General features: G+C 65.3%; 15 protein-coding genes. 8 read left to right on the forward strand and 7 right to left on the reverse strand.

Annotated features, from left to right (window positions below):
- Positions 1–259 precede the first annotated feature (259 nt).
- On the forward strand, positions 260–1,600 hold the full coding sequence (locus HTIA_RS12785) for an ISH6 family transposase (RefSeq protein WP_008524214.1): 1,341 nt from the start codon (positions 260–262) through the stop codon (positions 1,598–1,600).
- Here the strand turns inward: HTIA_RS12785 and HTIA_RS12790 are convergent.
- Positions 1,571–2,386 (reverse strand): polyprenyl synthetase family protein, encoded by an 816-nt coding sequence (locus HTIA_RS12790; protein ID WP_020936433.1) that lies wholly within the window; start codon positions 2,384–2,386, stop codon positions 1,571–1,573. The two genes, HTIA_RS12785 and HTIA_RS12790, sit on opposite strands and share 30 nt — an antisense overlap.
- A gap of 217 nt (positions 2,387–2,603) precedes the next feature.
- Here HTIA_RS12790 and HTIA_RS12795 point away from each other — a divergent pair, with 217 nt between their 5' ends.
- Positions 2,604–6,212 (forward strand): MMPL family transporter, encoded by a 3,609-nt coding sequence (locus HTIA_RS12795; protein WP_020936434.1) that lies wholly within the window; start codon positions 2,604–2,606, stop codon positions 6,210–6,212.
- Positions 6,213–6,239: 27 nt separating this feature from the next.
- On the opposite strand, the gene glmU is transcribed toward HTIA_RS12795, so the two are convergent.
- Positions 6,240–7,421: a bifunctional sugar-1-phosphate nucleotidylyltransferase/acetyltransferase gene (gene glmU / locus HTIA_RS12800; RefSeq protein ID WP_008528488.1), complete on the reverse strand. Its 1,182-nt coding sequence runs from the start codon at positions 7,419–7,421 to the stop codon at positions 6,240–6,242.
- 112 nt (positions 7,422–7,533) lie between these two features.
- On the opposite strand from glmU, the gene metG reads away from it, so the two are divergent.
- Both metG and HTIA_RS12810 read left to right on the forward strand, forming a co-directional pair.
- Positions 7,534–9,654 carry a methionine--tRNA ligase gene (metG, locus tag HTIA_RS12805; protein WP_008528487.1) on the forward strand — a complete coding sequence of 707 codons (2,121 nt, stop codon included), beginning with the start codon at positions 7,534–7,536 and terminating at the stop codon, positions 9,652–9,654.
- Between the two features lie 64 nt (positions 9,655–9,718).
- The gene (locus HTIA_RS12810; protein WP_008528486.1) at positions 9,719–10,000 is read left to right on the forward strand and encodes a DUF7312 domain-containing protein; all 282 of its coding nucleotides are present in this window, start codon (positions 9,719–9,721) and stop codon (positions 9,998–10,000) included.
- Positions 10,001–10,087: 87 nt separating this feature from the next.
- Here HTIA_RS12810 and HTIA_RS12815 read toward each other — a convergent pair whose 3' ends face one another.
- Complete coding sequence (locus HTIA_RS12815) at positions 10,088–10,438, reverse strand: helix-turn-helix transcriptional regulator (RefSeq protein WP_008528485.1); 351 nt, start codon at positions 10,436–10,438, stop codon at positions 10,088–10,090.
- Positions 10,439–10,557: 119 nt separating this feature from the next.
- On the opposite strand from HTIA_RS12815, the gene HTIA_RS12820 reads away from it, so the two are divergent.
- The 4 genes from HTIA_RS12820 to HTIA_RS12835 all read left to right on the forward strand — a co-directional run bounded on the left by HTIA_RS12820 (position 10,558) and on the right by HTIA_RS12835 (position 15,578).
- Positions 10,558–11,637, forward strand: coding sequence for a thiamine ABC transporter substrate-binding protein (locus HTIA_RS12820; RefSeq protein WP_021029766.1), 1,080 nt, complete (start codon positions 10,558–10,560; stop codon positions 11,635–11,637).
- A gap of 1 nt (position 11,638) precedes the next feature.
- Positions 11,639–13,432, forward strand: coding sequence for an ABC transporter permease (locus HTIA_RS12825; RefSeq protein WP_008528478.1), 1,794 nt, complete (start codon positions 11,639–11,641; stop codon positions 13,430–13,432).
- Positions 13,425–14,480: an ABC transporter ATP-binding protein gene (locus HTIA_RS12830; RefSeq protein WP_008528476.1), complete on the forward strand. Its 1,056-nt coding sequence runs from the start codon at positions 13,425–13,427 to the stop codon at positions 14,478–14,480. The genes HTIA_RS12825 and HTIA_RS12830 overlap by 8 nt, the downstream gene beginning before the upstream one ends.
- A 75-nt stretch (positions 14,481–14,555) precedes the next feature.
- Entirely contained in the window at positions 14,556–15,578 is a 1,023-nt protein-coding gene (locus HTIA_RS12835) for an AIR synthase-related protein (RefSeq protein ID WP_008528474.1), read from the forward strand.
- A 27-nt stretch (positions 15,579–15,605) separates the two neighbouring features.
- Here HTIA_RS12835 and HTIA_RS12840 read toward each other — a convergent pair whose 3' ends face one another.
- The 4 genes from HTIA_RS12840 to HTIA_RS12855 form a co-directional block, all read right to left on the reverse strand.
- Complete coding sequence (locus tag HTIA_RS12840) at positions 15,606–17,102, reverse strand: class I adenylate-forming enzyme family protein (RefSeq protein WP_008528472.1); 1,497 nt, start codon at positions 17,100–17,102, stop codon at positions 15,606–15,608.
- Between the two features lie 84 nt (positions 17,103–17,186).
- Entirely contained in the window at positions 17,187–18,206 is a 1,020-nt protein-coding gene (locus tag HTIA_RS12845) for a mandelate racemase/muconate lactonizing enzyme family protein (protein ID WP_008528470.1), read from the reverse strand.
- Positions 18,206–19,159, reverse strand: coding sequence for a 1,4-dihydroxy-2-naphthoate polyprenyltransferase (locus HTIA_RS12850; protein WP_021029765.1), 954 nt, complete (start codon positions 19,157–19,159; stop codon positions 18,206–18,208). Before HTIA_RS12850 ends, HTIA_RS12845 begins: the two co-directional genes overlap by 1 nt.
- Positions 19,160–19,522: 363 nt before the next feature.
- Positions 19,523–20,422 carry a 1,4-dihydroxy-2-naphthoyl-CoA synthase gene (locus HTIA_RS12855; RefSeq protein WP_008528466.1) on the reverse strand — a complete coding sequence of 300 codons (900 nt, stop codon included), beginning with the start codon at positions 20,420–20,422 and terminating at the stop codon, positions 19,523–19,525.
- Between the last annotated feature and the right edge of the window lie 14 nt (positions 20,423–20,436).

Here is a 20,436-nt window from a genome sequence, read left to right on the forward strand (position 1 = left end):
GCCCGGCGGTGTTTCGTTCCCAGCCACACGACGGTGTGGCGTCCCTGTCACCGGGTAAACGATGCACGCTCGCGTGAACAGTAGTTCCGCGCGGCGGACGCTTATTCATGGATCACCGGGTGGCGATCGACAGCGTCTTCGAACAGCCTCTCGGCGAACGACTGTAACGTTTCGGTCGTGTCGCAAAGTCCTCTAGAGTTCAGTAACTGACTCCCCTGAGGAAGGGGACGCCTCTGGTGTCCACTCCGAGAGGTGCCCCATGCACGCCACAATCGACGTGCGGTTGACCGTTAGCATCGACGACGACAAAACGATACCGCTGGCCACGCTTGCCGAGTTCATCACCGATCAGAACATCGAATCAGTTCTTCTCGAAGGACTCGTCGAGAGCCTCGACGCGGCTCGCGTCGAGGCGCTCTGTGGTGAAAAACACGCCCACGGCAACGGTGACCAGCGCTACCAACGCGCCGGTACCGATACCCGCACGGCCGTCACAACCGCCGGTGAGCACGAATTCGACCTTCACTACGTCGAAGATACCGCCGCTGACCACGACGAACCCAGCTACTTCCGCCCCGTCGAAGATGTTCTTAGCTTCGACGGAGAAAACCGTTATCAGCAGGACATTGCGGCCAAGAGCGTCGATCTCGCTACCTCGCTCAGCTATCGTGACGCCGCTGACCACGGCGACGGCATCCTCTCGGAGATGCCGTCGCCGACCACGATCAACCGCCGCGCCAGAGAATACGGCAGCAAGCTCAAACAGTTCCTTCCAGACTGTGTCGCTGACACAGACGCTGATGCGGTTATTCCTGACGCCACGAAGTGTCACAGTCAAGACGACGACCGCTCGTACCACTCCGTCCAAGCCACGCTCGGCAAAGATACTGCCGAGGAGTCCCGCTCCCTGCTGGATCTCTCGGTCAACGCTGACTGGGACGAGACAGCCGCCGACCTCGACGACATCGACGCAGTCACTGACGACGCGACGGTCGTCAGTGACGCTGAGGAGGGTATGGTCACGGCCTTTACCGACGAAAATCGCAATCACCAACTTGATCTCGTCCACGTCGGCCGAACACTGGACTACAACCTCTGGGACGACGGCGTGTTCTCCTTGGATCGACGAAACGAGATCGTCTCGGAGGTGATCGACGAGGTGTTCCATCTGAAGAATTCGGTCGCCAAGCACCGGCCGGAAGAGGAGTTCGCGGCGATCCGCGAGCGGATCGCGCGAACGACCGAGCGTATCGAGAAGACAGCGTGGCAGTTGGATCAGTACGGGTCAGAGAAGGCTGCGGGGTATCTTCGGCGGTGGGTGCCGTCGATCGTGACGTTTGCCGAGCAGGCTGTCGAGGGGTTCGAGGTGCCGTGGACCTCGAACCCCGTCGAACGGCTGATGGGCGAAGTCAGCAAGCGATGCAAGAACCAGTGGATGCGCTGGACAACGGAGGGATTAGAGGCGATACTCCAGCTTCGGCTGGTGAAGTACGCTGATCCAGAGCACTACCAGGCGTTCCTTGATGAACTGCTCCAGCGATCGACCAAAACAGCAATGAGCTGTGACCTCTCAATTGAGAGTACCAGAGGCAAACTCTAGACCGCTTTGCGACACGACCAACGTTTCGGTCGCCGGATTCTCGGCCAACGGTTCGAGAAGTGCGTTGATTCCGTCCGCTCCGAGAGACTGGACGTCGGCCGGCGACCACTCGACGGGAACCGCCTCGGCGATCACCGCTGCCGACCCTGCGTCCAGTGACGACCTGTCCGCCGTCCAGCGGACGATTCCGAGGGCAGCCCCCGCCTTTCGGAGCGCTGCTCGACCGTCCGGGTCGTTGTCCCCGAGTAATCCGGCCAGATCGCCCGCCGCCCCCATCACGACCGGGCCAATAGGAACCGGATCGTCCGAGTCGCCGGGTCGCGTTTCCTCCACGTTCGTCCACAGCGAGGCGAGTCGCTGACTCGCACTCGAAAGCGAGTCGAAGCAAGCCTCCAAGACGGAGACGTCGTCGACTGCCCCCAGCGTCGCGTACGCGAGCGAGTGGAGATAGTCGCTCGTGAGCAACGCGGCGTCACGAATGTCACACTCCGTGGCGTCTGTTGCCCGTGCGTTAGCCAGCGCCTGTGTGTGGAGCAGTTCGACGCTCGTCGCCGCCGGGAGGACGTCGACGGTGTCTCTCTCGGCCGCGCCGGTCTGTGCGCCGATGACGAGCCACTGCCCGCGAACGCGCGGACGCCCTGACAACATTACGGGGACGTCCGCTGTGAGCGTCTCGGGCGCACTCGAGAGCCGCGACCGGAGGCGCGCTTCGATCGCCTCGCCGATCGCGTCCGGATCGAGCGGATCGGACAGTATCGTCGAACCCACTGGCGTGTCGCTCCCCATGCGGGTTACTGAACAGTTAGTCAACAATCAATCTTTGGATTAGGGTTGGAGACGACGATCGGCCCTTCGAGTTTGTGGGCCGGTCTGGGGTAGCCAGGACGATCGAACCGGCAGTATTTGAACGAACATTCAGTAAATTCCGGAAAGCCTATAACTGCCTCGCCCGGACAATCGGTACCAGAATGACCGGTTTTGCATCCGCTCCAGGAGGGACGCGATGAGTCTGACCGACAGGGTCGTCGACGCGATCACTGACTACAGCAAGGCCGCTATCGCGGTCATGCTGGTCGTGACCGTGCTCGTCGGCGCGGGGGCTGCTCAGGTCGAGCAGACCTCCTCGCTCGATCAGTTCCAATCGGACACGCCGGAGGCTGAAGACCTCGATTACATCGACCAGCATTTCTCGACCGGATCGGACAATACGACGACCGCACAGATCATCGTCCGCGGCGAGAACGTTCTCAGTAACGAGACACTGATCGAGACGTTAGAGTATCAGCAGGCACTCAGGGACAACGAAACGATCAATGGGACGCTCGCCGCCGACCGGCCGACGACTGGCGTCGCAAACGCGATCGCGACGGCGGCGATCCAACAGGAGCGTGGCGCGGCGTTACAGGCCACGCTCGCCGAATTCCGACAGCTAAACGCGACCGTCCAGGAGCAGCGGAGCCAACTCGAAGCAGAACGCGCCGCACTCCAGGAAAACCGGACGGAGTTCAACCAGACGCGTGAGGCACTCGCCACACGAGCGAACGAACTGAACGCGACGGCCGAAAGCCTCCAGCAGGCGCTCACCGCGCTCCGTACGGATCCGTCGGCGAGCATCCGCGAGGAGTTCGATACGGTCGCCCAAAGCGCGGCGGTCGAACTCAACGAGTCCCACTACGCGACGTTCCAAACAGCTGCCAAGAACCTCCGAAACGCGACCGACCAGGAGTCGGTTCAGGCAGCCTACGAACTCGGGACGCAAGGCGTCCTCTCGGCGGAGTATCAGGCGCTGATGGAACGCCAGCAGTCCCTCGAAGCCTGGGGAGCGGCCCTACAGGAACGCGGGGCGGCGCTGCAAGAGCAGGCGGCAACGCTTCAGGAGCAGGGCCAGCGCCTCGAAGCACTCGGAGGACAGTTACAGGACCAGCGGGCGGCCCTTGAGAACGTCTCTGCGATCGGTCTCGACGAGCAGATCGACCAACTCGCGTCGATGAACGAGAGCCAACTCGAGGCGACGATTGCACTCGTCCTCGGCGACGGCGACAACGGTGGGGGCAACCGCGTCCTCGGGCTCATGTCCAGCGAGTACGAACGCGGATCGACGTCCGCCAAGGCGACGATGCTGCTGGTCACCCAGCAGACTGACGAAGCCGTCGCACCGGGCGGCACCGTCTCCGATCGGATCGTCGACTCCCAGCTCGCGATGCAGAATCTGGGTGAGTCCTTCGACGGCGAGTACCTGGTGTTCGGCAGCGGGCTGATCACTGACGAGATCAACCGCTCGATGACCGACAGCATGTTGATCGTCGGACCGCTGGCGCTGCTGTTCGTCCTGGCTGCGCTGGCGATCGGATACCGGGACATCCTCGACATCGTCCTCGGCCTGTTCGGTATCGGTGCCGTCCTGGTCTGGACGTTCGGGTTCATGGGCTGGACGGACATCAGCTTCAACCAGATCTTCATCGCCGTGCCCGTGTTGTTGATCGGGCTCTCGATCGACTACGCGATCCACATCTTCATGCGCCATCGCGAGCGACGTTCCGACGGGGACCGTGGCCCGCGTGAGGCGATGCGGGTCGCCCTCGGCGGCGTCGGCGTCGCGCTCACGCTGGTGACGGCGACGACGGTCATCGGCTTCCTCTCGAATCTGACGAGTCCGGTCCCGCCGATCCGGGAGTTCGGGATCGTCAGCGCCGTCGGGATCGTCGCGGCGCTTTTGATCTTCGGCGTGTTGATCCCGGCGCTGAAGGTCGAACTCGACGAGTTCCTCGAAGGACACGGGATCGACCGGCACAAGCGAGCGATCGGGACTGGCGGCGGGCGTCTGAGTCAGGCACTCAAAGTCGGCTCGATCGGGGCGCGTAAAGCGCCGTACGTCATCATCGCCCTCGCACTCCTGTTGTCGATCGGCGGGGCTTACGGTGGGTCACAGGTCGACACCAGTTTCGCCCAGGAGGACTTCCTCGCGGAGGACCCGCCCGGGTGGATGGAGGACCTCCCCGAACCGTTCAAGCCCGGGGAGTACACCGCAAAGAGCAACCTCGAGTACGTCAACGAACGCTTCGTCCGGGAGGACTCCCAGGCGCAGTTGCTGATACGCGGTGACGTCGCCACGGCTGACGGAATTGCCAACCTGGCCGAGGCCAGAGAGACGATCCGCGAGACGGACGTCACTCAGAAGCTCCCTGGCGGCGAACCCGACGTCCAGTCGCCGCTGTCGGTCATCTCGACTGTGGCGGCCGAAAACGAGACGTTCAACGCGACGCTCGCCGCGGCGGACACCAACGGGGACGGCGTCCCCGACGAGAACGTCGCCGGCGTCTACGACGCGCTCTACGAGGCTGCCCCCCAGCAGGCCCAGTCTGTCCTCTACCGGGATGGGGGAGATTACGCGGCCGCCAGAATCGTCGTCTCGATCCAAGGGTCGGCGTCGAGTTCGGACGTGACCGAACAGATGCGCTCGGTGGCAGACTCCATCGACGGTGGCGGTCTCGAGGCGAGTGCCACGGGCCAGACGATCATCTTCGAGATCGTCCAGGACCAGCTGCTCGAGACGGTCATCCAGAGCCTGCTGATCACGCTCGTGGCCGTCTTCGCGTTCCTGATGGTCGTCTACCGGATCAGCGATGACAGTGCGACCCTCGGGTTCGTGACGCTGTTGCCCGTCGTCCTCAGCGTGGCGTGGATCCTGGGGACGATGTACGCCTTCGACATCCCGTTCAACGTGATGACGGGGATGATCACGAGCCTGACTGTCGGACTCGGGGTCGCCTACAGCATTCACCTCAGCGAGCGGTACAACCAGGAACTCGAACAGTCCGGGTCAGCCTGGGAAGCATTGGATCGGGCGGTGACGGGAACCGGCGGTGCCCTACTCGGGAGCGCCGCGACGACCGTCGGCGGCTTCGGCGTCCTCGTCTTCGCCATCCTGCCGCCGCTGAAGCAGTTCGGGCTGATCACCGGGCTGACGATCATCTACGCGTTCCTCGCGAGCGTGCTCGTCCTCCCGAGCCTGCTGGTCGTCTGGACCCGGCTGTTCGGCCCCGAAGACGCGTTCGACGACGGGTCGGGTGGGTCTTCCGACGAGGACGGCGACGACGGGCCAGCGGGGGCTACTGACGCCGTAAAGCCCCGCGTCGAACGTGACCTCGCACCCAGCCACGTCGCGCCGGGCGGTGTCGTCGCCGTGACGGTCGCCGTCGAGAACCCGCCGGAGCGACTCGCACTCAGAGAGCGAGTGCCCGACGCGGAGCTCACGATCTACGCCGTGACGCCAGAGCCGACTGAATACGTCGCTCACGGCTCGACGGTAGTGGCGGTCTTCGAAGACGTCACCGACCGGATCGTCCTCGAGTACGATGCGGCTGTCGACCCGGAGACAGCCGACGGGACGACGCTTTCGTTCGATGGGCGCGTTCTCGCCGACGAGGCCGTCTCGATCGACGGGGCGGCGTCAGTCACGGTCGTGACGGACGTCGTCGATCGCGTACTTGCGGCGGGAGAAGTCACCGACGAAGACCTCCAGGTGGCCGCCGATCACGTCGCGACTGGGCAGCTTTCGGCAGACGCCTTCGAGCGAATCTGTGAACTGTGGGTCGACACTGACGAACAGTGACCACCGAGCGAGTCGATCGGTTCCGCCTCAGCGGTCTCGGCGGACGCGTTCGCCCGGCTCGGTGGTGGCCCCGCCCGAGAGCGTGACGCCGGGTTCGAGACTCGTATTGATCCCTGTTTTGACGCCGTCACCAGCGACGACGCCGAACTTGCGTCGCCCTGTCGAGACACGTTCGCCTTTGACGGTCAGGGACACGTCAGCGCCGTCGTGACGGAGGTTAGCGACGTTCGTGCCGGCCCCGAAGTTGACGTCCTGGCCGAGGACGCTGTCGCCGACGTAGGAGAGATGCGGGACGTTGGTCCCGCGGCGGAGGACGCTGTTTTTGATCTCGACGCCGTTGCCGACGTGGACGTCCGGGCCCAGATAGGTCGCGCCGCGAACGTAGGTGTTCGGGCCGACCGACGCGCCTGCGCCGACGTAGACTGGCCCCTCGATCACGACGCCCGGTTCGATCGTCGCGCCGTCCGCGACGACGACCGTCCCTCGGAGTTCGGCGTCGTCGCTGACCGTCCCCTGGATGTTCCCGTCGAGTTCCCCGAGCAGTGTCTCGTTTGCTTCGAGCAACTCCCAGGGGCGGCCGACGTCACGCCAGCGGTCGAGGGTGACTGGCGTCACCTCGTGTTCGTCGATCATCTGGGCGACGACGTCGGTGATCTCGTACTCGCCGCGATCGCTCTCGGGGACGTCGAGCCACTCGATGGCCGCTTCCGGGAAGACGTACGCGCCGGTGTTCGCGAGGTTCGTCGGCGGCTCTTCGGGTTTTTCGACGATGTCGGTGACGACGCCGTCGGTGACGGAGACCACGCCGTAGTTCGAGGGGACCTCGACCTCGTAGGTCGCCAGCGCCGGCCCGTCGGCGAACAGTCGTTCGATCGCCGCCGGATCGTAGAGGTTGTCGCCGTTCAACACCGCAAACGCGCCATCGAGTTTCGAACGCGCGGCCCGCACGGCGTCTGCGGTGCCAGCCTGTTGCTCCTGGACGGCGAAGGTGACCGGGACGCCGCGATACGAGTCGCCGAAAAACGACCGGACCGCCTCGGCCTCGTAGCCCACCACGACGACGAGTTCCGAGGCCCCGGCGTCGACGGCTGCATCTGCGACGTGGGCGACTAGCGGCCGCCCGGCGACGGGGAGCATCGGTTTCGGTGTCGATTCCGTCAACGGCCCCATTCGGGTTCCCTGGCCGGCAGCGAGGACCACGGTTTGCATGCTCGATATGTTCACCGGCCCGTCATTAACAGTGTCGGCTCGTCTTCGCAACGCCAGTCAGTCCTGACCGCAAACCATCGCGTTAATGAGTCCACTGGCGTTACCTCGTCGTATGAGCCACGAGGAGTTCCCCACGGACAACCCCGCTGTGGTGACCTGCGGGTTGCCATACGCGAACGGCGATCTACATATCGGTCACCTGCGGACGTACGTCGGTGGCGACGTACTGACTCGCTCCCTGGAGAAACTCGGCCAGCAGACGGCCTTCGTCTCCGGATCGGACATGCACGGCACGCCGATCGCCGTCCAGGCGATCCAGGACGACATCGACCCCGAGGCGTTCGCCCTGGAGTACCACGAACAGTACAAGCAGACGTTCCCGCGCTTCGACGTCGACTTCGACAACTACGGCCACACCCACCAGGAGACCAATCGTGAGCTGACCCACGAGATCGTCGAATCGCTCGAACGCGAAGGCTACGTCGAAGAACAGGCGATCAAGGTCGCCTGGGACCCCGCCGAGGATCAGCCACTCCCCGACCGCTACGTCGAGGGGACGTGTCCGTACTGTGGCGCGAAAGCGCGCGGCGACGAGTGTGACGAAGGGTGTGGTCGTCACCTCGAACCCGGCGAGATCGAGGACCCGGTCTCGAAGATCTCGGGCAACCCTGCGGAGTACCGCGATCGAACCCACAAGTTCTTCACCGTCTCGAAGCTGGCCGACTATCTCTCTCAGTTTCTCGACCGTCTGGAGGGGACGCCGAACGCCCGCAACCAGCCCCGGCAGTGGATCGAAGAGGGACTACAGGACTGGTGTATCACTCGCGATTTGGACTGGGGCTTCGACTATCCGGACGACGAGGAGACCGTCGCGCCAGCCGAGCAACGAGAGGGAGCCGGTGAAACCGGCGAGCAGGACCTCGTTCTGTACGTCTGGGTCGACGCGCCGATCGAGTACATCGCCTCGACCAAACAGTACACCGACCGCGTGGGTGCCGAGACCTTCGACTGGGAAGACGCCTGGACGGACAGCGGCGAACTCGTCCACGTCATCGGACGGGACATCATCCAGCACCACACGATCTTCTGGCCCGCGATGCTCCATGTCGCCGAGTACAACGAACCCCGGGCCGTGGTCGCCAGCGGGTTCATGAGTCTCGACGGCGACGCCTTCTCGACCAGCCGAAATCGAGCGATATGGGCGCGTGAGTACCTCGAGGAGGGATTCCATCCCGACCTCCTCCGATATTACCTGACGACCGTCGGCGGGTTCCAGGACGACATCGACTTCTCGTGGAATCGCTTCCGCGAGCGCGTCAACGGCGAACTCGTCGGGACGGTCGGCAACTTCGCCTACCGGTCGCTGCTCTTTGCCTATCGGAACTACGAGGGGACGCCAGAAGCCGAGGTCTCCACGGAAGTCGAGGACCGCATCGAGGACGCCATCGCGGACTTCGAAACGAGCGTCAACGATTACTCGATCCGAAAGGCAACCCAGGCGGCCGTCAAACTCGCGAGTTTCGGCAACGAGTACATCCAGCGCCACGAGCCCTGGAACCTCGCCGACGACGAAGCCGCGCCGGTCATCCGTGACTGTGTCCAGATCGCCAAGGCTGTCGCCGTGTTGCTCCAGCCGACGACCCCCGAGACGTCCCGGCGACTCTGGGAGCAACTCGGCGAAGACGGCGACGTCGCCGCCGTCACGCTCGACGCTGCCCTCGAAGCACCGCCGGCTACCTTCGGCGAGCCGACGGAACTGTTCGAGAAGATTCCCGAAGAGCGAGTCGAGGAACTCAACGAGAAACTCGAAGAACGCGTCGCGGAGGCGTCGAGCGATACCGACGCGGACGAAACCGAAAGCGACGACTCCACGGAAGATCAGGAGACAGACATGGACCTCGAAGCACTCACCGAGGATCGAATCAGTTTCGACGACTTCCAGGAACTCGACATTCGCGTCGGCGAGATCGTCGAGGCCGAACCGATCGAGGACAGCGACGACCTCGTGCGTCTGGAGGTCGACATCGGCCTGGAGACTCGCCAGGTCGTCGCCGGGATCAAGCAACTCCACGACGTCGAGACGCTGCCGGGGACACGCGTCGTCCTGCTGGCGAACATGGAGAAAGCCGAGTTGTTCGGCTACGAGTCAAACGGGATGGTCCTGGCTGCGGGCGAAGAGGCCGATCTGCTGACGACGCAGGCCGACGCGCCGCTCGGATCGAAGATCCGGTAACTACTCCATTCCGACCTGTCGTTGCTGTCCAAGCCCTTTAGACGCGTGGTCCGGTAGAGACGGTATGGCCGACGACGAGTGGAACGACGACGCGGTCGACGTCGCGGCGGGGGCGGGACCGTCCGACGACAGCACCGACGAGGACGCAGACGACGCCGAGGGGTGGCGTTTCTCCCTCGACGACCTCGAGGATGATGGAGGCGGCGACACAGACAACGACAGGGAGGCGAACGGCTTCTCACTGTATGGCGAGATCGAAGCGGGATCGCCCTCGGCGGAGAACGCGCTGTTCGTCGCCGTCGGTCTCGCGCTCGGACTGGTCGTCGTCGCGGGACTCTTCTTGTAAGTCGCGTCCGACAGCGACAGCCGCGGCTGATCGCCGGATCGCACCACGAAACGAGACTGGGCGAGAGCCCGATAAAGACGGCCCGACCTACTCTTCGTAGGCGAGGTTCATCAGCCACTGGGTGAACTGGCCGCTCTGTGGGTCGACTTCGTCGTCGCCGACGAACGGCGAGAGCATGTCACCGGCCATCAAAAGTGAGAAGTTCAGATCTTTGGCCGTCGGCGTCAGATAGTACGTGTTGTGGCCGTTGTAGACGGTTTGGGTCCGTTCGATGAACTCTTCCTCGGCCAGTGATTCGACGATCCGCGAGCCCTTGCGTGAACTCACGTCGAGTTCCTTCCAGAAGTCGCTCTGGTGAATGCCACCGGTCGAGCGGACGAGTTCGAGGCCACGTCGTTCGTCCTCCGATAGGTCGGACTCCGACGATTCGGTGCTCATGTACGTACCTGGGGCAGGTCGGCGCTTAAACCTGACCTTCGATCACGTCTCTCCCTTCGGCCACGGAAGGGGCGGCCCGACACGAGAGGTTTAATACCACTCAGTCAAACAACCAAGTGGTGAAACGACGCGCGTTCCTTCGAACAGCCGGGGCCAGTGTCGTCGGGGCGACGGCGCTGGCCGGCTGTGCAGGCGAGGAGAGTACAGACACGACACCGAGCAGTTCGGGCGGATTCGCCGGCACCCTGCGGGTAGCGACGTACTCGTCGTTCACCGGCGAGGGGGCCGCCGGGAACTGGCTGAAATCTGTCTTCGAGGCGGCCCACCCGGAGGTCACCGTCGAGTTTATGACCCCCGAGAACGGCCTCAATCAGTATATCCTCCGCCAGCAGAACGGGGCCGACATCGACGCCGACCTCTACGTCGGCCTCAACACGGCCGAACTCGTCAGGGCCGACCAGGAAATCGAGACGCCGCTGTTCGAGTCAGTCGAATCGGACCTCGAACGCGCCGGTACCGTCAAGTCGGGGCTCCAGATCGACCCCGACGGCCGGGCGATCCCCTACGACACGGGGTACATCTCGCTGGTCTACGACGAGGGCGAGGTCGAGAATCCGGGGACCTTCGACGCGCTGACGAGCGACGCGTATCAGGGCGATCTCATCGCCCAGAACGCCCAGCAGTCCGACCCCGGGCGAGCGTTCCTTCTCTGGACCATCGCCGAGAAAGGACCCGACAACTACCTCGAGTACTGGCAGGACCTCCTCGAGAACGACGTGACGATCCTCTCGGACTGGGAGCCGGCCTACGACGCCTACATGAACGAGGAAGCGCCGATGGTGGTCTCGTATTCGACCGATCAGGTCTTCTACCACGGCGACGACGTCGACATCCAGAAACATCAGGTCGGGTTCCTCAACGACCAGGGCTACGCGAACCCGGAGGCGATGGCGCTGTTCGCCGACGCCGACTCACCCGACCTCGGGCGGGCGTTCATGGACTTCGTCCTCTCATCTGAGGCCCAGGCCGAGATCGCTGTCCGGAACGTCCAGTTCCCGGCCGTCGAAGGCGTCGACCCCGGCGAGGAGTTCTCACAGTACGCCTACGAGCCACCCGAACCCGTCACGTTCGCCTACGACGAACTCGCCGGCAACGTCGACGGATGGATTGAAGACTGGGCGCGCGAAATCGCGAACTGAGATGGAACGCCCCTCGGTCGACCGTCTCGCGCTCCCGGCTGGCCTGGCAGTGACCCTCGCCGTCATCGCAGTCGTGTTCTACTACCCGGTCTCGCGGGTGCTCGTGGCCGCGGTCGATCCAGGCGGGACCGCCTTCGGGCCGATCCGGGCCGTTCTCGTCGATCCGTTCTACCTGGGTATCGCCCATCACGCGTTTGCCGATCCACTCGGGGTTCCGGCGGGCGTTCTCGCCTGGTTCCGCGACGGCGTCCCGCTGTCCGCGGCGGACGGCGGTCTGTTCGGCTTTACGGCCTACCAGGCCGGACTCTCGGCGCTCGCCAGTGTCGTGCTGGGTCTCCCTGGCGCGTACGTTCTCGCGCGTTACGAGTTCCCCGGCCGGAAGACGCTCCGGTCGCTGACGCTCGTCCCGTTCGTGTTGCCCTCGATACTCGTGGCAGTCGGCTTTCAGGCGATGTTCGGCGCGACCGGTGTCGTGAACGACGTCCTCACGGCGGCCGGACTCGGTCGCATCGACGTCATGTTCACGCTCCCGATCGTGATCCTCGCTCACGCCTTCTACAACGCGCCGCTGGTGACGCGACTGGTGACGGCTGCCTGGGAGGGAATCGACGCCCGACAGACCGAGTCCGCGCGGGCGATGGGTGCGTCGCCGCTCCGGGCGTTCCGGGACGTCGTCGTCCCGCAGTTGGTCCCGTCCGTGCTGACCGCCGGCTTGCTCGCGTTCGTCTTCTCGTTTATGTCCTTTCCCATCGTGCTGGCGCTCGGCGGCCTCGAACTCCAGACCGTCGAAGTCTGGCTCTACGCGAAGGTCCAGTCGCTGGCCCTCGAGGAGGCAGCGGCGCTTGCCGTTCTGGAGACGGTCGTCTCACTCGGGCTGATGTACCTGTATCTCCGATTCGAGGCGGGACAGATCGTGGCTCGCGGGGATGGATCCCACAAGTCTCGCCGACCCTTACTCGCCGGTGTGAAGACGCTGACCGATCCGCGTCGACTCGCGATATTCGGGTACGGGATCGTCGCCGCGATCGTCTTTCTCGGCCCGGTCGTCAGTCTGGTCCTCGAGAGCGTCACCGGCCCGGACGGCGGGTTCACTCTCGCGTACTACGAATTTCTGCTGGCCCAACAGGCATCGGCCGCCGTCGGAACGGTCAAACCGCTCCCGGCGATCCAGAACTCGCTGCTTTTTGCCGTCGGGACGCTACTGCTCGCCGTGCCGATGGGCGTCATTGTCTCGATCGTCGCCACCCGCGAGGGGCGCGGCGGCCGACTGGCCGAAGCCCTCCTGAGCGCGCCGATCGCCGTCAGCGGGATCGTCGTCGGCCTCGGGTTGTTACAGACGCTCGTCTTCGGCGTCGAGATCCTCGGCCAGCGGTGGACTGTCACCGGGCCGGTCGCCGTCGTCGCGGCCCACGCCGTCGCGGCCTATCCGTTCGTCTCCCGGACCGTCACCCCGGCGCTCGCGGGCCTCGACGATCGACTCGCCGAGGCGGCCCGATCGCTCGGTGCGTCGCGCCTGCGGGCGCTTCTCACCGTGACGCTCCCGCTGATCGCCGCTTCTGTGCTCGCGGGTGCTGCCTTCGCCGTCGCGATCAGCATCGGCGAGTTCGACTCGACCGTGCTGCTCTCGGAGGGCGGCGGCAGCTACACCATGCCCGTCGCACTCGAACGATACATCGGCAACCGGTCGCTCGGGCCGAGTCTCGGTCCCGCGACTGCGATGGGGACCGTCCTCCTTGCGGTGACGGCCGTCAGCTTCGTCGTGATCGACCGTGTCGGGGGCCGATACGATGGCTGACTCCACAACGACGCCAGGCGTCGAACTCGACGGCGTCTCCGTCTCCTTCGGCGACGTTCCCGCCCTGGCGGACGTGCGCCTGTCGATTCCGGAGGGCGAGTTCTTCACGCTCGTGGGTCCCTCCGGATGTGGGAAGACGACGACGCTGCGGACGCTCGCCGGCTTCGAGACACCGGCGTCCGGCACAGTTCGGATCGGGGGCACCGACGTCACCGACCAACCACCGGAGGACCGCGACGTGGGCATCGTCTTCCAGAACTACGCACTCTTCCCCCACATGACCGTCCGGGAGAACGTCGCCTACGGCCTTCGGTACCGGTCACCGCCCGGAGACGTAGACGGTGACGAACGGGTCACCGCGATGCTTGAACTGGTCGATATGGCCGAGATGAGAGCCCGGCAACCGACGTCGCTGTCCGGTGGCCAACAACAGCGGGTCGCCCTCGCTCGCGCGCTCGCTCCCGGGCCGGACGTCCTCCTGCTCGACGAACCGCTGTCGGCGCTCGACGCCCGATTGCGCGAACGCCTCCGGGTCAAGATTCGGGAGATCCAGCGGGAACTCGACATCACGACGGTGTACGTCACCCACGACCAGGAGGAGGCCTTAGCGATCAGCGACCGGATCGCCGTCGTCAACGACGGCCGCGTCGAGCAGATCGGGACGCCCCGGGACGTCTATCACAATCCGGCGACCCGCTTCGTCGCGGCGTTCATGGGCGAGAACAACGTCTTCGAGGCGAGAGTCGAGAGCCGTGACCCGCCACGTGTCTCGGTCCACGGGACGACGCTGCCGTTGGAAGCATCGCTCCCGGACCGGGAACAGGTCACCGTCTGTGTCCGCCCCGAAGACGTCTCTCTCGGCGGTGGCGACGTCACCCTCTCCGCAAACGTCGAACACGTCGAGTTCCTCGGGGACGCCTCTCGTATCCACTGTACGTGGAACGGCCAGTCCATGCTGGTGAAGGGGCGGCGTGTGCCCGACGGCGGGACCGTCTCACTCGGCATCGACGCCGCGGACGTGACCGTCGTTGGCCGCCGGGAATCGTGACGGTCAGCGCCGTCTCGAACGACAGACCGCCGCCGAAATCACGGGACACTTGTCCGGCCAATCCCCAGAAACGGTATGCCCGAGCGCGGAAAGATAGACACCGAGACGTTCGATGCCGTCATCGCGTCCAACCTCGGAGCCGACCGCAAGGACGTAGAGATCGGCCCACAGCACGGCGTCGACTTCGGCGTGCTCTCGATCGACGATAGCGCACTCGTGGTGGCGACCGATCCCATCTCGATTCTCCCGTCCCTCGGCTTCGAGCGGGCCGGCCGACTGGCGCTCGACATCGTCCTGACGGATGTCGCTGTCTCCGGAGTCGCCCCAACCCACGCCACGGTCTCGCTGTCGTTGCCGACCGAGATGACCGACGGGGAACTCGAACGCACCTGGCGTGGGATGGCCGACCACGCCGCTGACCTCGGCGTGAGCATTGTCTCCGGACACACGGCGCGCTATGAGGGTGTCGAGTACTCCTGGGTCGGCGGCGCGACCGCCCTTGGCGTCGGCGACCCCGACGATGTCGTGCGACCAGACGGCGCGAACCCCGGTGACGCGATCGTCCTCGCGACCGGGCCGGGCGCGGAGACTGCGGGGCTGTTCGCGACGCTGTTCCCCGACGCGCTGGACCTGCCGGCCGAGACAGTCGCGACCGCTCAGGAGCGGGTCGCGGACATCCTGGGCGTTGCCGACGCCACGACAGCGTCAGCCGCGGGCGACCTCTCGGCGATGCACGACGCCACGGAGGGAGGGGTTCTCGGCGGCATGGCCGAGATGGCAACGGGTGGCGGCGTCCAGTTCGTCGTCGAGCGCGACCGCGCACCAGTTCAGCCAGGCGTCCACGCCGTCTGTGACGCGATCGACGTCGACCCGTGGACAGTCACCAGTGCCGGAAGCCTGATCGTCACGGCCCCGCCAGCCGCTGCAGAAGCGGTCGTTGCTGCCCTCGAATCACGTGGTACGCCAGCGGCGATCGTCGGTTCGGTTCAGGCGGCCGGCGAGCAGCAGTCGGGCGTCGTTCTCGACGGCGAACGCGTGGAACCGCCTGCAAGCGATCCAGCCTGGGACGCGATGGCGCGTCTCCAGCAATCCGAGTGAGAACACAGACGGAAGTCCGGGAAGCGATTACGCCTGGCGAATCCGTTCGATGACGCCGTCGCGGTCGACGGTGCCCGAGACCGTCCGAGGGATCGACTCGGCGACGGCGATCGACTTCGGGACTTTGAACGCCGCGAGTTCGTCTCGGCAGGCCGTTTCGATGCCGTCGACGTCCGGATCGCTCCCGTTCTCGGGAACCACGAGTGCGCCGACGCGTTCGCCCCACTCCTCGTCGGAGATGCCGACGACGACCGACTCCGCGACGGCCGGATGGGACTCGATGACCGACTCGACTTCGCCGGGGTCGACGTTCTCGCCGCCGGTGACGATCTGGTCGTCGATCCGCCCCACGACGTAGAGCCGTCCGTCGGCGTCACGATACCCCAGGTCGCCCGTGTGGAGCCCCCGTTCGTCGAAGACTTTCCGGGTCTCCGCGTCGTCGAGGTAGCCTGGTGTGACGGTCGGGCCGTCGATGACGATTTCACCGGTCTCACCCGGCGCGGCGGACGCCTCGTCGTCGATAATCGCGACTTTCGTGAACATGAGCGGCTGTCCGACCGTCCCCGGGTTCCCGAAGGCCTGGGTCGGCGTGGCGGTCGCGACCTGTGAGGCCGTCTCGGTCATCCCGTAGGTTGGGAACGCAGGGACGCCGGCGTCCTCACTGCGTTCGATGAGGTCGCGTGGCGCGGCGGCCCCGCCGAGCAACACGAACCGGAGTGACTCGGGCGGGGACCACTCCGTATCGAGCAACCGGGACAGCATCGTCGGGACGAACGAGACGCCGGTCACGTCGAAGTCGATCATCGTCGTCGCCGTCTCGGCCGGCTCGAACTCCCGCTGGAGGACGACACTCGTCCCGTACAACGTCGATCTGATCAGCGGAGCCAGCCCGCCCATGTGGACCATGGGCACCGAGACGAGCCACCGGTCCTCGCGGGTGAGCCCCAGCCGGAACGCCGACGCGATCGCACTCGCAAAGAGGTTCGTCAGCGTGAGTTTCACGCCCCTGGGTTCGCCAGTCGTCCCCGAGGTGAACATGATCAGGTGTGTATCCGAGGGGTACCGTGCCCGTGGGGTCGTGCCGCCGTCGTAGGCCGGGAGCGATTCGACGCCGGCGACGTCGGTCTCGTCGACGGTAAAGAGCGGTGGCCCCTCGATGTCGGCGATCGCCCCGGCCGTCCGGTCGGTCGCGACCACGGCGTCGACTGCGGCCTTCTCCGCGAGAAACTCGAGTGTCTCGGCAGGTTCCCGTGTATCGAGCGGGACGATCGCCGTGCCGAGTCGCCAGGCTGCGTGCGTCGCGCGGACGAAGTCGATCCCGGTCTCCATGGCGATCCCGAGTCGGTCCGGCCGTCCCTCACAGACGGCGGCGATCCGACCAGCCAGCCAATCGGCGTCGTCGAACAGTTCCTCGTAAGTCCAGGTCCGTCCGGTCTCGGATTCGATGACTGCCGTCCGGTCCGGCGTCGAACTCGCACGGGCGGTCAGTGGATCGACCTGCGGCCAGGCGTCGAGCGTTCGCATTTGACGGTATTGTGCGCCCGCCACACAAAAACGGCGTTACGATTCTCAGATTCTTCGAAGGTGTCGACCGGTCGCCTGCCGGCACTACTCGAATTCGACGCCGATTCCCGGCCCGTCTGGAACGGCGATTCGTCCCTCCTCGACTGGCGCGGGGTCGGGTGCGAGGTCCTCGCGAAGTCGATCGGCTGTCGCCAAGCCACAGGCCCGCTCGATCCCCAGGCTCGCCGCCAGGTGGATGGCGGCCGTCCGGGCGACGACGCCGTCTACCGTCGTCGTGATCACCGGGTCGATCCCCCGCGCTCGCGCCTCGAGTGCCAGCGACCGCGTCCGGCGGACGCCGCCGAGTGCCATCGGCTTTAAAACCAGGACGTCCGCAGCGTCGGCAGCGGCGATTGCGTCGAGGCCGGTCGCTCGAAGCGATTCGTCGAGGGCGATCTCGACGTCACCACCCCGAAGCGCTGCGTGGCCCGGGAGATCATCGGCGGCCAGCGGCTGTTCGACGTAGGAGACGTCCACCGTCGCCAGTTCCTCGATCGCCCGACGCGTTTCTGAGAGTCTCCAGGCGGCGTTCGCGTCGGCGCGGATCGTCGCCGCCGGGCCGATCGCGTCCCGGACTGCCTGGATTCGAGAGACGTCCGCGTCGACCGATCGAGCGCCGACCTTGACCTTGACCGTTCCAAAGCCCGCGTCGACGGCCGCTGTTGCACGTTCGGCGGTCTTTTTGGCGGGTGCATCCCCGACAGTCGCGTTGACGGGGACGGACTCGCGCGGTGTCTGGCCCAGATATCTCGCCAGGGACTGTCCGGCCACACGTGCCCGGCGGTCGGCGATCGCGAGGTCGAGTCCGTGTCGCGCCGCCGGCGTCGCCGTCGGGTCAAGATCGTCGAGTGCCGCCTCGACCCCACAGTCGCTGACTATCGACGTCGCCGTCTCGAGAGCGTCCCGACACGCTTCGAGAGACTCCGTCCAGCCGGGGAGTGGCATCGCCTCGCCGATTCCTGGCGGCTCTTCGAGCGTGATCAGAAACCCCTCCCGGCGGTCGATCGTCCCTGCAGCCGTCGAGAGTGCGGACGAGAGCGGCAGCGAGACGGGTTCGACGTCCATCAGATCACCGCCGGCACCGCGAGACCGACCGCGAACAGCGCCGCGTGGGCGACCATGACCTGCCCAGTCCGTTCGAGTGCCGGATCGAGGACGTCGCCGCCCGATTCCGTCAGGACGGTCCTCGTCACCGAGACGGCAAGGGGCAACGTCACGAGCGGGAGCAACGCCGGCAATCCGAAGTCGACATCGAACGCGAAGACGACCGGAACGACGTAGGCCGTTCCCATCATGAAGACGTATTCGAGGCGACTCAAACGGTCGCCCAGAATGACTGCGAGCGTGCGCTTGCCCGCCTTGCGATCCGTCTCGATGTCCCGGACGTTGTTCACGTTCAGGATGGCCGTCGAGAGCGTCGCAGCCGGAAGACTCGCGACCACGGCCGCGAGGCTGATGGTTCCGCTTGGCACCCACAGTGGAAAGAGGCCGGCCGTTGCCGTGGCTGCCTGGACGTAGTAGGTTCCGACGACGGCGAAGACGCCGAAGTAGACGAACACGAACAGGTCCCCGAGGCCGTAGTAGCCGTAGGGGTACGGGCCGCCAGTGTAGAGGATCCCGGCGGCGATTCCGGAGAGCCCGATCAGGAGGATCGGCACGCCACCGATCGCCACGAGGTACAGCCCGACGACGATCGCCAGCCCGTAGGTGAAGACGATCGCGCGCTTGACCTCCGCGGGTTCGATCAATCCACTCGAGGTAACGCGAGTGAATCCTTCGCGTTCGTCCGTGTCGGCCCCCTTCACGGCGTCGAAGTAGTCGTTGGCGAAGTTGGTCCCGATCTGGATCAGGAGTGCGCCGACCAGTGCCGCAAGCGTCGGGAAGAGTGCGAAGACGCCGTCGTGGACGGCGACCCCGACGCCGACGATGACCGGGGCGGTTCCCGCTGGCAGGGTGTGCGGCCTGGCGGCCATCACCCACGCTTTTCGCTTCGAGACGTCTGCCGCTGGCCTACTCATCGTCTGGATTTGGGGCCTGTGTCCGTTTAAGGTATCGGAGACAGTCACTCGACAAACACGCAGATAGTCATACTGCCGGCTGTACGTGCTAAAGATATTCGCCACACCAGGGTGGCGAATTCCTTCAGTCTGTTACAGCCGGCAGTATCAGCCCTGAGCATACGGCTCGCCCTGGCGAGCCGTTTCACTCGACCGAGCGATAGCGAGGCCCGAACGAAGAGAGAGCCTCGGAAGTGCGAACGGCGACCAACGGGAGCCGTGAGCAGCGAGGTCGCGGTGTTTTTGGTCCAGCTTTTTGCAAGGTGCCTTCCCGCAGGCCGCCAACGGCGGCCGAGGAAAGGCACCGCAGTAAAAAGGTGGTCTTCAGTAGTGCCAGGGGTACTCGTCGAAGTTCGGTTCCCGTCCCTCGTTGAAGGCGTCCCGACCCTCTTTTGCTTCGTCGGTCATGTACGCGAGGCGAGTCGCTTCCCCCGAGAACACCTGCTGGCCGACCATGCCGTCCTCGGGGAGGTTGAACGCGTACTTGAGCATCCGCATGGCGGTCGGGGACTTGCCCTCGATTCGGCTGGCCCATTCGAGGGCAGTCTCCTCTAACTCCTCGTGGGGGACGACGTCGTTGACCATGCCCATGTCGGCGGCTTCCTCGGCGTCGTAGGTCTTCCCGAGGAAGAACACCTCGCGGGCCTTCTTCTGGCCGATCTGGCGGGCGAGATACGCCGAGCCGAACCCGCCGTCGAAACTTCCGACGTCGGGGTCCGTCTGGAGAAATTTGGCGTGTTCCTCGCTGGCGAGTGTCATGTCACAGATCACGTGCAGCGAGTGGCCGCCGCCGACCGCCCAGCCGGGCACGACCGCGACGACTGGCTTTGGCATGTGGCGGATCTGGCGCTGGACCTCCAGAATGTGCAGGCGAGGGGCCTCCTGGCCGTCACGTGCGTCCGCGTCACCGTCCTCCGCGTACTCGTAGCCGGCATCGCCGCGGATCGACTGGTCGCCGCCTGCAGAGAATGCCCAGCCGCCGTCTTTCGAGGACGGGCCGTTGCCGGTCAGCAGGACCGTGCCGACGTCGGTCTGGCGTTTGGCGTGATCGAGTGCGGCGGCGAGTTCGTCGACCGTCTCCGGCCGGAAGGCGTTGCGAACGTCTGGCCGATCGAACGCGATGCGGACAGCCCCGACGTCGCGTGCTCGGTGATACGTGATGTCGGTAAAGTCAAAGGACTCGATCGGATCCCAGCGAGCTGGATCGAACAACTCCGAAACCATACCTGGGCTCCGGG

This window comes from Halorhabdus tiamatea SARL4B (assembly GCF_000470655.1).
GTDB classification, from domain to species: domain Archaea; phylum Halobacteriota; class Halobacteria; order Halobacteriales; family Haloarculaceae; genus Halorhabdus; species Halorhabdus tiamatea.

Bases quoted from the DNA above. Each gene is read 5' to 3' on its own strand.
- HTIA_RS12835 (WP_008528474.1), top strand. From the start codon at position 14,556: ATGCCCGAGCGCGGAAAGATAGACACCGAGACGTTCGATGCCGTCATC.
- HTIA_RS12830 (WP_008528476.1), top strand. From the start codon at position 13,425: ATGGCTGACTCCACAACGACGCCAGGCGTCGAACTCGACGGCGTCTCC.
- HTIA_RS12785 (WP_008524214.1), top strand. From the start codon at position 260: ATGCACGCCACAATCGACGTGCGGTTGACCGTTAGCATCGACGACGAC.
- HTIA_RS12845 (WP_008528470.1), bottom strand. From the start codon at position 18,206: ATGGACGTCGAACCCGTCTCGCTGCCGCTCTCGTCCGCACTCTCGACG.
- HTIA_RS12840 (WP_008528472.1), bottom strand. From the start codon at position 17,102: ATGCGAACGCTCGACGCCTGGCCGCAGGTCGATCCACTGACCGCCCGT.
- HTIA_RS12790 (WP_020936433.1), bottom strand. From the start codon at position 2,386: ATGGGGAGCGACACGCCAGTGGGTTCGACGATACTGTCCGATCCGCTC.
- HTIA_RS12850 (WP_021029765.1), bottom strand. From the start codon at position 19,159: ATGAGTAGGCCAGCGGCAGACGTCTCGAAGCGAAAAGCGTGGGTGATG.
- HTIA_RS12825 (WP_008528478.1), top strand. From the start codon at position 11,639: ATGGAACGCCCCTCGGTCGACCGTCTCGCGCTCCCGGCTGGCCTGGCA.
- glmU (WP_008528488.1), bottom strand. From the start codon at position 7,421: ATGCAAACCGTGGTCCTCGCTGCCGGCCAGGGAACCCGAATGGGGCCG.
- HTIA_RS12815 (WP_008528485.1), bottom strand. From the start codon at position 10,438: ATGAGCACCGAATCGTCGGAGTCCGACCTATCGGAGGACGAACGACGT.
- HTIA_RS12795 (WP_020936434.1), top strand. From the start codon at position 2,604: ATGAGTCTGACCGACAGGGTCGTCGACGCGATCACTGACTACAGCAAG.
- HTIA_RS12855 (WP_008528466.1), bottom strand. From the start codon at position 20,422: ATGGTTTCGGAGTTGTTCGATCCAGCTCGCTGGGATCCGATCGAGTCC.
- metG (WP_008528487.1), top strand. From the start codon at position 7,534: ATGAGCCACGAGGAGTTCCCCACGGACAACCCCGCTGTGGTGACCTGC.
- HTIA_RS12810 (WP_008528486.1), top strand. From the start codon at position 9,719: ATGGCCGACGACGAGTGGAACGACGACGCGGTCGACGTCGCGGCGGGG.